The organism is Ruegeria sp. CDSA020, assembly GCF_059612345.1.
Genome location: NZ_JBXWQK010000001.1, coordinates 454,874 through 469,283, shown reverse-complemented (window position 1 = coordinate 469,283; position 14,410 = coordinate 454,874). Strand labels below are relative to the sequence as shown.

At 56.7% G+C, this 14,410-nt stretch carries 13 protein-coding genes; 7 read left to right on the top strand and 6 right to left on the bottom strand.

Annotation, left to right across the window (positions count from 1 at the left end):
• Positions 1–594: 594 nt before the first annotated feature.
• From AC2FJW_RS02330 to AC2FJW_RS02320, 3 genes are all read right to left on the bottom strand, one after another.
• Positions 595–2,415 carry a M3 family oligoendopeptidase gene (locus tag AC2FJW_RS02330; RefSeq protein WP_496713514.1) on the bottom strand — a complete coding sequence of 607 codons (1,821 nt, stop codon included), beginning with the start codon at positions 2,413–2,415 and terminating at the stop codon, positions 595–597.
• A 102-nt stretch (positions 2,416–2,517) separates the two neighbouring features.
• Positions 2,518–3,459 carry an alpha/beta hydrolase gene (locus AC2FJW_RS02325; protein ID WP_496749108.1) on the bottom strand — a complete coding sequence of 314 codons (942 nt, stop codon included), beginning with the start codon at positions 3,457–3,459 and terminating at the stop codon, positions 2,518–2,520.
• Positions 3,459–3,749 carry an SCP2 sterol-binding domain-containing protein gene (locus AC2FJW_RS02320; protein WP_142634424.1) on the bottom strand — a complete coding sequence of 97 codons (291 nt, stop codon included), beginning with the start codon at positions 3,747–3,749 and terminating at the stop codon, positions 3,459–3,461. The genes AC2FJW_RS02325 and AC2FJW_RS02320 overlap by 1 nt, the downstream gene beginning before the upstream one ends.
• 69 nt (positions 3,750–3,818) lie before the next feature.
• Between AC2FJW_RS02320 and AC2FJW_RS02315 the strand changes: the two genes are divergently transcribed.
• The 5 genes from AC2FJW_RS02315 to AC2FJW_RS02295 all read left to right on the top strand — a co-directional run bounded on the left by AC2FJW_RS02315 (position 3,819) and on the right by AC2FJW_RS02295 (position 8,808).
• Positions 3,819–4,388 (top strand): tetratricopeptide repeat protein, encoded by a 570-nt coding sequence (locus AC2FJW_RS02315; RefSeq protein ID WP_496749107.1) that lies wholly within the window; start codon positions 3,819–3,821, stop codon positions 4,386–4,388.
• Positions 4,389–4,410: 22 nt separating this feature from the next.
• The gene (locus AC2FJW_RS02310) at positions 4,411–7,230 is read left to right on the top strand and encodes a helicase-related protein (RefSeq protein WP_496749106.1); all 2,820 of its coding nucleotides are present in this window, start codon (positions 4,411–4,413) and stop codon (positions 7,228–7,230) included.
• Between the two features lie 6 nt (positions 7,231–7,236).
• The gene (locus AC2FJW_RS02305) at positions 7,237–7,602 is read left to right on the top strand and encodes an RNA-binding S4 domain-containing protein (RefSeq protein WP_496749105.1); all 366 of its coding nucleotides are present in this window, start codon (positions 7,237–7,239) and stop codon (positions 7,600–7,602) included.
• Positions 7,603–7,668: 66 nt separating this feature from the next.
• Complete coding sequence (fdxA, locus tag AC2FJW_RS02300; protein ID WP_085821728.1) at positions 7,669–8,007, top strand: ferredoxin FdxA; 339 nt, start codon at positions 7,669–7,671, stop codon at positions 8,005–8,007.
• A 282-nt stretch (positions 8,008–8,289) separates the two neighbouring features.
• Positions 8,290–8,808 carry a CarD family transcriptional regulator gene (locus AC2FJW_RS02295; protein WP_142634416.1) on the top strand — a complete coding sequence of 173 codons (519 nt, stop codon included), beginning with the start codon at positions 8,290–8,292 and terminating at the stop codon, positions 8,806–8,808.
• 83 nt (positions 8,809–8,891) lie between these two features.
• Here the strand turns inward: AC2FJW_RS02295 and cobS are convergent, their stop codons facing one another.
• On the bottom strand, positions 8,892–9,656 hold the full coding sequence (gene cobS, locus AC2FJW_RS02290; RefSeq protein ID WP_496749104.1) for an adenosylcobinamide-GDP ribazoletransferase: 765 nt from the start codon (positions 9,654–9,656) through the stop codon (positions 8,892–8,894).
• A 79-nt stretch (positions 9,657–9,735) separates the two neighbouring features.
• Here cobS and cobT point away from each other — a divergent pair, with 79 nt between their 5' ends.
• Positions 9,736–10,749: a nicotinate-nucleotide--dimethylbenzimidazole phosphoribosyltransferase gene (gene cobT, locus AC2FJW_RS02285; protein ID WP_271946518.1), complete on the top strand. Its 1,014-nt coding sequence runs from the start codon at positions 9,736–9,738 to the stop codon at positions 10,747–10,749.
• A 28-nt stretch (positions 10,750–10,777) separates the two neighbouring features.
• Here the strand turns inward: cobT and AC2FJW_RS02280 are convergent, their stop codons facing one another.
• Both AC2FJW_RS02280 and AC2FJW_RS02275 read right to left on the bottom strand, forming a co-directional pair.
• Entirely contained in the window at positions 10,778–12,658 is a 1,881-nt protein-coding gene (locus tag AC2FJW_RS02280; RefSeq protein ID WP_142634410.1) for a monovalent cation:proton antiporter-2 (CPA2) family protein, read from the bottom strand.
• A gap of 19 nt (positions 12,659–12,677) precedes the next feature.
• Complete coding sequence (locus AC2FJW_RS02275) at positions 12,678–13,133, bottom strand: Lrp/AsnC family transcriptional regulator (protein ID WP_142634408.1); 456 nt, start codon at positions 13,131–13,133, stop codon at positions 12,678–12,680.
• A gap of 146 nt (positions 13,134–13,279) precedes the next feature.
• Between AC2FJW_RS02275 and hppD the strand changes: the two genes are divergently transcribed.
• On the top strand, positions 13,280–14,377 hold the full coding sequence (gene hppD, locus AC2FJW_RS02270) for a 4-hydroxyphenylpyruvate dioxygenase (protein ID WP_496749103.1): 1,098 nt from the start codon (positions 13,280–13,282) through the stop codon (positions 14,375–14,377).
• Positions 14,378–14,410: the final 33 nt, after the last annotated feature.

The following is a 14,410-nucleotide window of genomic DNA, read 5'->3' as shown; positions in this document are numbered from 1 at the left end:
CAGAGATGGATATAGCAGCTCTGTCAATGCAATGATGAGTGCCCTAAGCGATGCAACACTAGTAACTCAAGACCCCAATTCTTTAGTTCAACAACACGGGACGCAGATAGAATATCATGCGTCTAACGGTAAATCGTATCTATGGTACCCGGGAAATCGCACAATCGTAGTAGGCCAATGGCGAGCCCAAGACTTCAACTCTGCAGGCGTTCAGCTCTGCTACAGATACGGCTCTAACGCATTCAACCCAGTTACAAAAAAGTCTGGTGGCTCATGGGAGTGCTCTAAACGCAGTTTTAGAGATTCTGATTTTCTTGAAGGTAACCCGTTCAAATTGAAGGCTGGCCCGGTACCTTTTGTCATACCTGATCGTCGCCGGTACTACCCCGAACATTTGGTAAAATGGCTGGGTGGAGACCCCACGAAGATTGCCTATAGAGACAGGACGCCTTATGCTAACCAGTTGCTACGTCGAATCGAACTTGAGACGCAATAACCTCAGACTAAGAGATGTCAAAGCAGACGTTGGTTGAAGGAAAATCAAGGTCGGCAATGTCCCCAAAGCTGACATCACCGCCTCCAAGACAGGCCGCATTAGCCCTCCATCGCTTCCAATTCATCAATAAAGCCCGAGATCATCGACAGGCCTTTGTCCCAGAACTTGGGATCGCTGGCATCCAGACCGAACGGGGCCAGTAGCTCTTTGTGGTGTTTTGACCCACCGGCGCGCAGCATGTCGAAATACTTGTCCTCGAACCCATCCGCGCCGCTTTCGTAGACGGAATAGAGCGCGTTCACGAGGCCATCACCAAAGGCATAGGCGTAGACGTAGAAGGGCGAGTGCACGAAATGTGGGATATAGGCCCAGAACGTCTCATACCCTTCCATGAATTCAAATGCGGGGCCGAGGCTTTCGGCCTGAACGCTCATCCACAGGGCGTTGATGTCGTCCGGGGTCAACTCGCCCTCGCGGCGGGCGGCGTGCAATTTGCATTCGAAGTCATAGAACGCGATTTGGCGCACGACCGTGTTGATCATGTCCTCGACCTTGCCAGCCAGCAGAATCTTGCGCTGCTCAGGGGTTTCGGCCTTGTCCAGCATTTTGCGGAAGGTCAGCATTTCACCAAAAACCGAAGCGGTTTCGGCCAGCGTCAGCGGGGTGGAAGACAGCATCTCACCTTGATCGGCGGCCAAAACCTGATGAACGCCATGGCCCAGCTCATGCGCCAGGGTCATCACATCGCGCGGCTTGCCCAGATAGTTCAGCATCACATAGGGGTGGACGTCAGTTACGGTGGGATGCGCAAAGGCGCCCGGCGCCTTGCCCGGTTTCACCGCGGCATCAATCCAACCCTTCGAGAAGAACGGCGCGGCGATCTCACCCATACGCGGATCAAAGGCCTCATAGGCATCCATCACGGTTTTCTCGGCGTCATCCCAGCCGACAATCTGCGTGTCTTCCATCGGCAGGGGTGCGTTGCGATCCCAGACCTGCATCACGTCCAGACCCAGCCATTTGCGTTTCAGCTCGTAATAGCGGTGGCTCAGCTTGGGGTAGGCGGCCACGACCGCCTCGCGCAGGGCCTCGACGACCTCGGGTTCGACGTCATTCGACAGATGGCGACCAGTCTGCGCGGTCGGCATATTACGCCAGCGGTCGACGATTTCCTTTTCCTTGGCCTGCGTGTTGTGAACGCGCGCGAAGGTCTTGACGTTGTCCTGAAACACGCGGGCCAATTCGCGAGAAGCCGCTTCGCGTTTGCTGCGGTCCTGCTCGGTCAGTAGGTTGAGTGTGCCTTCGATGTTCAACTCTTCTCCGTCAACATCAAAGGTCAAGCCCGCGATGGTCTCGTCGAACAGGCGTTCCCAGGCATCGCCAACAACACCCAGATCGTGCAGGAATTTTTCAAGCTCGTCAGATAGCTGATAGGGTTTCATTGCGCGGATGCGGCGGAATACGGGCTCGTAACGGGCCAGATCGGTGTTGGCGTCGAAATGCGCTTTTAGCGCGTCGTCGTCGAGGCGATTGATTTCCAGCGTGAAGAACACCAGCGGCGTGGTAAAGACAGTGATCTTTTCCTGCATGTCCGAGAGGAACTTGGCGCGCTCGGCATCGGTCGTCAGCTGATAATAGCGCAGCCCGGCAAAGGACATGATGCGCCCGGCGATCGAGTTGATCTTTTCGTTCCGCAACACGCAGGTCAGCAAGCCCAGGGCATCAAGATCCGCCAAATTGCCTTCGTAATCTGCGGCAAAGGCGGCGCATTCGGTTTCCAACCAGTCCAGGTCACGCGCAAGCTCGGCAGCGTCTTCCGAAGCATAGAGATCCGTCAGATCCCATTCCGGCAGGTTGCCAAGATTATCGGCCCCGCCGACCGCGTTTGCGTCACGTAGTGGAAAAGGAAGGTCGCGCATGGATCACCTCGAAAATCTGCTTTGGCAAACATCTAGGCGCGACCGACGAGGATCACAAGCGGACAGTCAAAGGGAAAGCGCCGGTTCCAGGGGGTGATCCGTCTATGCAGCTTTGAAATGCGCGGCGATTTGGTCAAATGCAGGGTCGCGCACCTCTGGCGGTTCCATCAGGACTTCGTGTTCACCGTCTGGAATTTCGATCAACGTGCTGTTGGGCCAGTTTGCCATGCGTGCGCGGATGGCCTTGCGGTCCACAATCTGCTCGTGGGAGCCAAGATATGTCAGGCATGGCATGGCTGGGGCAGTCTGCACCATCAACCAGTCGCATTCATCTAATGCCTCGCGCAGCCAGATCGTCGACGGTGCACCAAGGGACAGTTCGGGATACTTGGCCAGATGATCCTGCATCATTTTGTACATGGCAGGATCGCGCGTCAGGCTATTGCCTTCGAAAGGCTGTGTCAGAACATAGCTGTCCAGTGAAGTGGTCGGGGGGGTCTTTTCGCCAAACCCCAGTCGTGGGGCCCAATTTGCGGTCAACCGGCTGATGGGTTTCATAAGGGGCGTAAAGAAAATCCCCCACATCGGACCGGTAAAAACACAGGTAGCAAAACAATCGTTTTCCAAAACTGCCCGCAATCCAATGGCACCGCCCATAGAGTGGCCGATAACATGCCAGGGCCTGGGCAGATCAAGCTTTGTGGCCAGCTCTAGCGACACATCTACGTCTTGCTGATAGTCAGTGAATTTATCGACATGGCCAACCCGCGGATCGTCAAGCAACCGGTCTGCCAATCCCTGACCCCGCCAGTCGATCACCAGCACGGCAAAGCCACGCTTGACGAATTCACTCGCCGCATCACCGTATTTTTCGATGTATTCAGTGCGACCGGGAAACAGCATGACAGTCCCGTTCGCTGTACCTTCGGGGCGCCAATGCGCCACGCGAATTCGGGTACCGTCGGCGGTGTTCAACCAATGAGCAACACCGCCAGCGGGGCCGCCAGCCACGTCTTCGAACAAAGGGGCCGACGGGTATTCCATCAGGCCAGGGCCGAGGCGAGTTTCATTGCCGCGCCCATGTCGCCGTCAATGCTCAGTTTTCCGGCCATGAAGGCGCTTGTCGGGTCCAGATCACCATTGAGAATTTGCTCGAACGTGTCCGCATCAGCGTTCAAAGTCACGTCCGTTTCTTCATCGCTGATGCGCGCGCCGCTTGCATCAACTACGATCGCGCCCAAATCCGCGATGGCAAATTTAGCCGATGCGTCGAAATCGCCGCCCGACAGTTTCTCATTCAGCACTGCTGCGGCTTTTTCCAATGAATCGCTCATGATCTTCCTCATTTTGTTAGTACGCCGTGAATGGACATCCTCGGTCGCAACGCTACACTGACACTTGTTATGAGCAATGCAATCAACAATCTCAAAGGTACCGTTGCGGCACTTTTTGTCCTAGTCATGTTTTCCTCCACTTGCCTTGCGCAGCAGGAGGATTCCCGCGACGAGGCCGAGTTGTTGCAGAACCTTGCACAGGCCACACCGGACCAGGCGACTGGAATCGACCGCCAGTTACGGGCGCTCTGGTCGCAATCTGGTTCGGCCTCCGCCGATCTGCTGCTGGAGCGTGGGCGCGAAGCACTGGATGATGGTGACACCTATGCCGCGATTGAGCATTTGACGGCCCTGACAGACCACGCGCCTGATTTCGCCGAAGGCTGGCACGCGCGGGCCTCTGCGTTTTTTGGGATCGAAAGGTTCGGGATGGCTGCCGCAGATCTGGAACATGCCCTGACGCTGAACCCGAACAACTATGAGGCCATCTACGGGCTTGGATTGATATTTGAGATTCTGGGTCAGCCCGAAAAGGCATTTGCGGCCTATTCCCATGCCTTGGCTATACATCCCCATTACGAAGAAGTAACCAATGCAGTGAATCGACTGAAAGCCCAGATCGAGGGCTCGGCCCTCTGAAAACCGGGGGCAGGGGGCAAAGGTGAGCGGGTCATCCCGAATCGTGGCCGTACTTGGCCCAACCAATACAGGCAAAACCCATTACGCAATCGAACGTATGCTGGGGTACCGCACGGGGGTGATCGGCCTGCCGCTGCGCCTGCTTGCGCGCGAGGTATACGACAAAATCGTCGCCATTCGCGGGCCGTCGGTGGTGGCGCTGATCACCGGGGAAGAACGTATCGTACCGCCGCGCGCGAAATATTGGGTCAGTACGGTCGAGGCGATGCCCGAAGGCATGGGTGCCGATTTTGTGGCTATCGACGAAATCCAACTCTGCGCCGACCCGGAACGCGGCCACGTCTTCACCGACAGGTTGCTGCGCGCGCGCGGCACCAATGAAACCCTGTTTCTGGGATCCGATACCATGCGCGGTCCCATCGCGGCACTTGTGCCCGAAGCACAATTCGTCCGGCGAGAGCGGATGTCGCAACTGGTCTATGCCGGTTCCAAGAAAATCAGCCGCATGCCACCGCGCAGCGCCATCGTCGGGTTTTCGGTCGACAACGTCTATGCCATCGCCGAGCTGCTACGCCGTCAAAAGGGTGGGGCAGCTGTGGTCATGGGGGCGCTTAGCCCGCGTACACGGAATGCACAGGTTGAGCTCTATCAGAATGGTGAGGTCGACTATTTGGTTGCCACCGATGCCATCGGGATGGGGTTGAACCTGGATGTGAACCATGTTGCGTTCTCGTCCCTGACCAAATTCGATGGCCGGCGGATGCGGCCCCTGGCCCCGAATGAGCTTGCCCAAATTGCTGGCCGCGCAGGGCGCGGAATGTCCGATGGAACCTTCGGCGTGACCGGTGAGGCGCCGCCTCTGGACGATGGTGTCGCGCAGGCCATTATGGACAGCCGCTTTGCGCCGATGAAAAAACTGAATTGGCGGAATGCCGCCTTGCAGTTTGGTTCGATTGACGCTCTGATCCACACGCTCGAGATTAGCCCGGATAGCGAACACCTGATCAAAGCCCGTCCGGCAGATGATCTGAATGTGCTTAAATCCTTGTCGCAAGTTGCCGAAATTACGGCCCGTGCCAGTGATCCGCAATCCGTTCGTTTGTTATGGGATGTGTGCCGAATCCCCGATTTTCGCGGCATCAGCCATGCCGAACATGCCAGCCTGCTCGAAGTGATTTTTGGCCACCTGCATGAAGGTGGTTCGATCCCGGATGACTTTATGGCGCGGCAAATCCGCCGGATCGACCGAACGGATGGCGATATAGATGCACTGTCAAAAAGGTTGGCATATATTCGCACCTGGACTTACGTTGCGCAACGAAATGGTTGGGTGCGTGACGAATCCCATTGGCGTGATGAGACGCGCATTGTAGAAGACAGGCTGTCAGACGCTCTGCATGACCGTTTGACTCAGAGATTTGTGGACCGGCGCACATCCGTTTTGTTGCGCCGGCTCAAACAGAAGGAGGCCCTTTTGGCCGAAGTAAATGACAAGGGTGAAGTGACCGTCGAAGGTGAATTCGTCGGTCGTCTGGAAGGGTTCCGGTTCAGTCCGGACAAAAGCGCGCAAGGAGCCGAGGCGAAAGCCTTGAAATCGGCGTCCTTGCAAGCCCTCGCGCCGCAATTCCATCTGCGTGCCGATCGCTTCTATAATGCACCCGATACCGAAATTGATTTTACCGATCAGGGTGGCCTGATGTGGGGTGAATATGCCGTTGGCAAGCTGGTTGCCGGGGCAGAGCCTCTCAAGCCGCTGGTCGAGGTTTTTGTGGACGAGGCCGCCGGCCCCGATGTTGAACAGAAAGTTCAGCGTCGCCTGCAGCATTTCATCGACCGCAAAGTGGCCGCACTGTTCGAGCCGTTGCTGAACCTGTCGCGCGATGAAGAACTCAATGGGCTGGCCAGGGGCTTTGCCTTCCGCATGGTTGAGGCGCTAGGCGTATTGCCGCGCGCAGGTGTCGCGCAAGACGTCAAGGATCTGGATCAGGACGCCCGTGGCGCGCTGCGCAAACACGGTATCCGCTTTGGTCAGTTCACTATTTTCATGCCGCTGCTGCTGAAACCGGCCCCAACGCGTCTGCGTCTTGTTCTGTGGGCATTGGCAAATGGCCTGCAGGAATTTCCCGACGCGCCGCCTCCGGGTCTTGTTACTGTGCCCATCGCCAAAGGCGCACCTGACGGTTATGACACTATGTGTGGTTATCGCGATGCGGGCGAACGCTCGATCCGGATCGACATGCTGGAACGTCTGGCCGACATGCTGCGCGCTGAAGACAGCCGTGGTGGGTTCGAGGCCAAGCCTGACATGCTGTCGATCACCGGTATGACGCTGGAACAATTCGCCGACCTGATGCAGGGGTTGGGCTATAAGGCTGAACGCGCCGAGCGTGAAAAGGTTAAGCCTGCACCGGCAGAGCTACCTGCCGCAGAGGCCACGGAAGCAGCTGCCTCCGAGGAAGTACCCGCACCAGAGGGAACCCCCGAAGAGGTCGCCGCACCCACCGAGGCGTCAGCCGAGGCCACCGAAAGCACCGAGGCAGCAGCCGAGGCCACCGCGCCGACAGCAGCAACAGATGAACCCGAGGTTGAGGTCTTCTATACCTTCACCTGGGGCCGTCAGCGTCAGGCCAACCAAGGCCCACGCCGTGAACAGCGGCAGGGGCAGGGCAAAGGTAAGCCGCGCGGTAAGCCTCAGGATGGCCGGGGCAAGCCGCAGGGCAAGAAAGGTGGCAAGCCGCAGGGTGCCAAGACCTTCTCGTCTCGTCCGCCCAGGAAAGAAAAGCCCATTGATCCCGATAACCCGTTCGCGGCCGCGCTTATGGGTTTGAAGGAAGGCAACTAAAGCCTGATGACCGAGGCTCGGCTTCGGATCGATAAATGGCTGTGGCAGGCGCGGTTCTTCAAGACCCGAAGCCTGTCCGCCAAGCAGGTCAGTGGCGGCAATGTCCGCGTCAACGGAAACCGGATCCTGAAACCGGCGCAGCCTGTGGCCCCCGGTGATGTTCTGACCTTCCCTCAGGCGCGCGTTGTGCGCGTTGTGCGTATCGAAAAACTGGGTGATCGGCGCGGACCAGCATCCGAGGCGCAGACATTATATACCGATTTGACCGAAAAGCAGGACACGCAGCCGCGAAATCCGGGCTTTGAGGGAAAAGGTCGTCCCACCAAGAAGGATCGGCGTCTACTTGATCTTTCTCGCAATCAAGATAGCTGAACATATCTTGAAGCTGACGCCATACTGATTTAGCTAGACGCCCAAACCGCAAACGGGAAATTCACCATGACCTATGTTGTCACTGAAAACTGCATCGCCTGCAAATACACCGACTGTGTCGAAGTGTGTCCGGTGGATTGTTTCTATGAAGGTGAGAATACACTGGTCATCCATCCCGATGAATGCATCGATTGCGGAGTATGTGAACCTGAATGTCCCGCTGATGCGATCCGTCCGGATACTGAGCCGGGCATGGATCAATGGGTCGAGTTTAATCGCAAGTTCTCCGAGCAGTGGCCGGTGATCGTGACCAAGAAAGACCCGCTGCCTGATGCAGAAGAGCGTGATGGCGAAGAGGGTAAGATGGAGAAATACTTCTCTGAGGCCCCCGGCGAAGGCGGCTAAGCGATTCGCGCTCTGAACTTGTCAGTTCAGCAGTGGGATGGCGCCTTATCTATCTGTTTCTTAACACCTTTCTTTCAAGTGGAAAGGGGCAGCCTTTCGAGTGTCTCAATTTTGTGATATACTCGGAAATTGAACGTTGATTGAGATGGGGATGACTCCGTAAGTATGCTCGCTTTGGAGTTCTGATTAGTTGAAAACACAGCAACCTGACCGGGCCGTACTGGCACGGGGTGGGTCGTTTTGTTGTCTGTCCCGCGCTCTCGTAACCAAGGAAGAACCTGTATGTCTAAGTCGAAGAAGCTTGAGTTTCGCCCCAACGACTATGTTGTTTACCCGGCCCATGGTGTCGGTCAGATCATTTCGATCGAAGAACAGGAAGTTGCGGGATACTCGCTCGAGCTGTTCGTCATTTCCTTTGAGAAAGACAAAATGACCCTGCGCGTGCCGACCAACAAGGCGACCGAGTCCGGTTTGCGCTCGCTCAGCTCGCCAGATGTCATCAGCCAGGCCATGAAGACACTGAAGGGCAAGGCCAAGGTCAAGCGTGCCATGTGGTCCCGCCGGGCACAGGAATATGAACAAAAGATCAACTCGGGTGATCTGATCTCGATTGCCGAAGTTGTCCGCGATCTGCACCGCACCGATGATCAGCGCGAACAGAGCTATTCCGAACGTCAGCTTTATGAAGCCGCGCTTGAGCGTCTGACCCGCGAAGTCGCGGCAGTATCCGGCGCAGGCGAAGTGTCTGCGGCCAGGCAGGTGGATGAGGTTCTGACCTCGCGCGCGGCAGCGGCGGCCTGAACCTGCTAAAATCAAAGTTTTAAGGCCATCCCTGCAAGGAGGTGGCCTTTTTATATTGCAGTCACCTATTGAAATCGGGGCCACTAAACCTGCGTAGCTACGGCCATAAGAAACCCTATCTCGGCCAGTTGTTGAGTGGCGCCCAGTATGTCACCGGTCTGACCCTCGATCTTGGCCTTGGCTAGCATCGTCATTGCCACCGCAGACAAAGCGGCAATCAGCGCAGGGAAAACCACCTGCAACCCGATCATTGGCAGAGTGAGCAGCAGCGCCATGGCCCCGCCGAGTATCACCGCGGTCGATCCGGGTGCGCCCACTGAATGGCTAAGGCCCGTTTGGCGGGCATTTGGAAGGACGGACATAACAACAGGCATCATAGCCCGCGAAACGATGCATGCGGCCAATATGGTGGCAAAACCCGCATTCGAAAGGATCGCAGCAATCAACGACACGCGCAGCAGTTGCGAAGAAATCAGGGCAAGGACGCCATAGGTGCCGATGTGGCTGTCCTTCATAATCTCTAGCCGCCGTTCAGGCGTGAAACCGCCCCACAGCCCGTCAGCGGTATCTGCAAGCCCATCCTCGTGTATCGCGCCGGTGGTGATGGTCAGGACAAGAACGACAAGTATGGCACACGCTATCGACGGCAGCCCCATAGCCGTCGCCATCCATCCCACGGCACCGGCCAACATGCCGACAACAAGCCCCGCCAATGGAAAGGCCCAAACGGCGCTGGCCTGACGCGAGAACACTCTGTCAGGCAGCCGCGGCACGGGCAAACGCGTCAACAGGACCAAAGCCAGCGGAATATCCCAGGCAGAAATGAGCTTGGTGTCGTTTTTTAGCACTCCTGCGCCTTTCAGGGTCTTGTCGGTTTGATCGCTTCGGTTAAACACGCAGGACCACTCTGATGCAACGAGGCTTTGGATGCTGCCCGAAATTAACAATCTGAATTCTTTCCGCGAAGCTGTCCGGCAAGCCTCCGGGCCCGATGATGCCGCTGCGCAAGGGGCGACTGACCGTAATGGGCAGCTGACCAAACCTCCGGGCGCGCTTGGTCGGTTGGAAGACCTGGCAATCTGGTATGCAGGCTGGCGCGGGGATGCCCGCCCGCAGATCACCTCGCCGCAGGTTATCGTGTTTGCCGGAAACCACGGTGTCACAGCACAGGGTGTTTCGGCCTTTCCGCCGGAAGTGACCGTGCAGATGGTGTTGAACTTTGAACATGGCGGGGCGGCCATCAACCAGCTGGCCAAGGCGGCTGGTGCTACGATGGATGTCCACGCGCTGGAGCTTGAACGACCGACCGCGGATTTCACATCAGGTCCAGCTATGTCAGAGGACGACCTATTGCAGGCGCTGCGCACCGGGTGGACTGCGGTCAGACCAGACGCCGATCTTCTTGTTGTTGGTGAAATGGGTATCGGCAACACAACCCCCGCAGCGGCGATTGCTTGCGCCTTGTTCGGAGGTCAGGCGGGCGATTGGACTGGTCGCGGAACAGGTGTCGATGATGCGGGATTAGCAAACAAAACCCGTGTGGTGGCCGAAGGTGTTACGCTACATGGCGGTTCGGGCGATGGGCTAGAGATTCTGCGCCGTCTGGGCGGACGCGAGATCGCCGCTATGGCCGGAGCCATTGCCGCCGCACGCGCGCTGCACATTCCGGTTATTCTGGATGGCTTTATCTGCTCAGCGGCCGCCGCGTGTCTGTCTGACCTTTCAGAGAGCGCGCTGGATCACTCGATCGCCGGGCACCAGAGCGCGGAAGGTGCGCATGGCGCTGTGTTGGCCAAGCTCGGTAAAGAGCCTTTGCTGAAGCTGGGGCTGCGACTGGGTGAGGGCTCTGGCGGGGCGCTGGCGATCAATATCCTCAAAAGCGCTGTTGCCTGTCATTCCGGCATGGCGACCTTTGCCGAAGCTGGCGTCTCGGACAGTTGATCCGCGCGGCCTGACCGTCAGTTGAAGGTCAGGCCGATTTTTTGTCGTTTTCTTCCGCCAATTCCAGCAGTTCGGTCTCAAGGTCTTTTTCCAGCTGCTGCGCACGCTCGATGTATTTTTTGTTCTCGGCGGTGGGCAGCCCGGGAATCCAGAGCTCTGCCAGTTCACGAACCGACATGCGATCATGGTGGTAGAAAGTCTGTTCGGCCTGCGCTGCCTCGTATTCGCTGAGACCCACATTCTCGAGCACATATCGCCCGGCCCGCAATGAGCCATCGAATGTCTCGCGCACAATGTCGTTCGCGCCGGCTTGATACAGCTCGTACACATGGGTCCGATCCCGTGCCCGCGCGACGATGTGTAGGTCTGGGCGCTGGCGGCGCGCATAGCCGACAAGACGCGTCACCTTCTTGCGATCATCCATCGCAGCCACCAGAACAGATGCTTTTTCAAGGCCGGCCGCGCGCAACAGTTCCGGACGGGTCGGATCCCCTAGGAACCCTTTTACGCCAAAGCGACGCATCAGCTGGATGGTTTCGATGTTATGGTCAAGAACGATGGTTTTGAACCCGCTTGCCTGCACCAGACGATTGACGATCTGACCAAATCGCCCGATCCCGGCGATGATGACCGGGCCTTTCTCGTCGATCTCATCCGGTTCGGGTGCCGGTGTGCCATCCCCCATCCGGCGCGAGAGAAGATCATAAATGATGAACAAAAGCGGCGTGATCAGCATGGTCAGCGCAATGATCATCAGAAGTTTTTGTGACAGATCCCCTGGAATCACATTCTGCTGGGTCGAAAACGCCAGCAGGACAAAGCCGAACTCACCCGCTTGCGCCAGCCCCAGTGTAAACAGCCAGTGATCGCGTCCGCGCAGTTTAAAGGCGCGGCCAACCAGGAACAGAATGATCCCCTTGACCAGAATGACCAATAGGGCCAGCCCGATCAGGTCGAAGGGGTCGTCGAAGAAATAGGCGACATCGATGCCCGCGCCAACGGTGATGAAAAACAGACCAAGGAAAAGGCCTTTGAACGGCTCTAGGTCGCTCTCCATTTCATGCCGGAACTCGGAACTGGCCAGCACCACACCTGCAAGAAACGCGCCCAGAGCGGGTGACAGGCCAACCAGCGTCATCAGGAAGGAAATGCCAACCACAATCATCAACGCCAGCGCCGTATACATCTCGCGGAGGCGGGTCGCATGAATAAAGCGGAACAAGGGCCTGGTCAGGTACACTCCGGCGAGAATGACGAAACCGATCGCGGCAATGGTGACAAGCGTTACCGCCCACCCTGGCAACCCCTCGACCAATGACAAGCTATGATGCGCCGCGCCGTGGTGCCCCGTGGATATGCGGTTGATAGATCCGTCATTTGCAATCTGGGGAATAGCAGGCAGAGCCAGCAGTGGAAGCAGTGCCAGGATTGGTATGACCGCGATGTCCTGAGTCAGCAGTACTGAAAAGGTCGCCCGTCCTCCGTTCGTTTTCATCAAGCCCTTTTCTGACAGGGTCTGCAAAACAATCGCAGTTGATGACAGGGAAAGCGTCAGTCCCACTGCCAGGGCAACGGACCATGGATGATTTGCATACATGGCGACGCTGGCGATCACTGCGGTCGATAAAAGCACCTGGAGGCCTCCAAGCCCCAAAAGCCTGTCCCGCATATCCCAAAGAGCGCGCGGTTCCAGTTCAAGTCCGATCAGGAACAGCATCATGACTACGCCGAATTCGGCCACATGCTGCAGGTTTTCTGTTTCCGCACCCACCAATCCGAACAACGGCCCTATGACAAGGCCCGCGGCCAGATATCCCAGTACAGAGCCCAGTCCCAGACGCGCCGAAAGCGGCACGGCGATCACAGCCGCAGCCAGATAGATCGTCGCCTGGTAAAGGAAGTTGTCCATGATCGTCCTTTCAATGCGCTCAGGTGGGCAGGGGGGCGTCGCGTTTGAGCTGATCCATAACGATTTGGCTTTGTATCCGAGCCACTGCAGGATGTGGAAGGATTACCTGATGAAGCAAGCGATTAAGCGCGGATAGATCGTCGCAATAGACATGTAGTAAATAATCGGCCTCACCTGTCATTGTCCATGCGCTGGTGATTTCGGCGCGTGTTTCGACCATACGGGCAAAGCCTTCAGATTGCTCGGGGCCGTGCGTACTCAGATGAACCTGAACAAAACCCTGCACCTGCAACCCTAACTTTAGAGGATCGAGGCGTGCGACATAGCTGGTGATATACCCTTCAGCTTCCAGCCGTTGGCGCCGGCGACCAGCCTGACTGGGCGACAGGTTCAACATCTCTCCAAGTTGGTGTGCTGTTAGGTGGGCGTTTTTCTGCAGCGCTGACAGCAGGCGCGTATCAGTGGAATCAAGCATGTGCGGAAAAACTCCGTGATTGGCCAATCTTATGCGCAATTTACGCGCGCCCCTTTAAGTTATTGGAAAACTATGCGCGAAAAAAGTGCCGATTAAGACGTATTTTGAAATCAGCAAATAAATTCCTGTATTAACGGAGACGCGCCATGGGTCCTTTCCCTCACAACGCCCCGAAATCTATCATATCGGATGAAAACCCCGCCGGAACCGATGGGTTCGAGTTTGTCGAGTTCGCACATCCCGAGCCGCAAGAGCTGCGCGATCTGTTCGCAAAGATGGGTTTCGCACTGGTAGGTCACCACAAGGACAAGCCTGCGATTGAGTTGTGGCAACAGGGTGATGTGACTTACATCCTGAATGCAGATCCCAACAGCTATTCTGCCCGGTTCGTGGGCGAGCATGGCCCTTGTGCTCCGGCGATGGGATGGCGCGTCGTGGATGCGCAGAAAGCCTATGAGCACGCTGTAGCGAAAGGGGCTGAACCTTATGACGCGGCAGACAAGACACTGAATGTGCCTGCAATCAAGGGGATTGGCGGATCGTTGATCTATTTCATTGATCAATATTACGAAACATCGCCCTATAATCAGGAGTTCACATGGACCGAACAGTCCAAGCTTCGGGGGGATGGGTTCTATTATCTCGATCACCTGACCCACAATGTTTACAAGGGCAATATGGACAAGTGGTTCAAGTTCTATGGTGATTTGTTCAACTTCAGTGAAATCCGTTTTTTTGACATTCAGGGCAAATTCACCGGTCTTTTTAGCCGCGCGCTGACGTCTCCATGCGGGCGTATCCGTATTCCGATCAACGAAGATCGCGGCGAAACCGGGCAGATCGTTTCCTACTTGAAGAAATACAAGGGCGAGGGCATCCAGCATATCGCTGTGGGCAGCGAGGATATCTATGCCTCGACCGATGCGATTGCCGAAAAGGGGCTGAAGTTCATGCCCGGCCCGAACGAAGCCTATTATGAGTTGTCTAAAACCCGCGTGGTCGATCATGAAGAGCCGTTGGACCGGATGATGAAGCACGGTATTCTGATTGATGGAGAGGGCGTTCTGGACGGTGGTGAGACCCGGATTCTGCTGCAAATCTTCTCGAAAACGGTCATCGGACCGATTTTCTTCGAGTTCATTCAGCGCAAAGGCGACGATGGGTTTGGCGAGGGTAACTTTAAGGCGCTGTTCGAATCCATCGAGCGAGAGCAGATTGAAAGTGGAGAAATTTCAGCAGCTTGATGCAAGAAGGTAATCCTGCGTGGTCACCCGCGC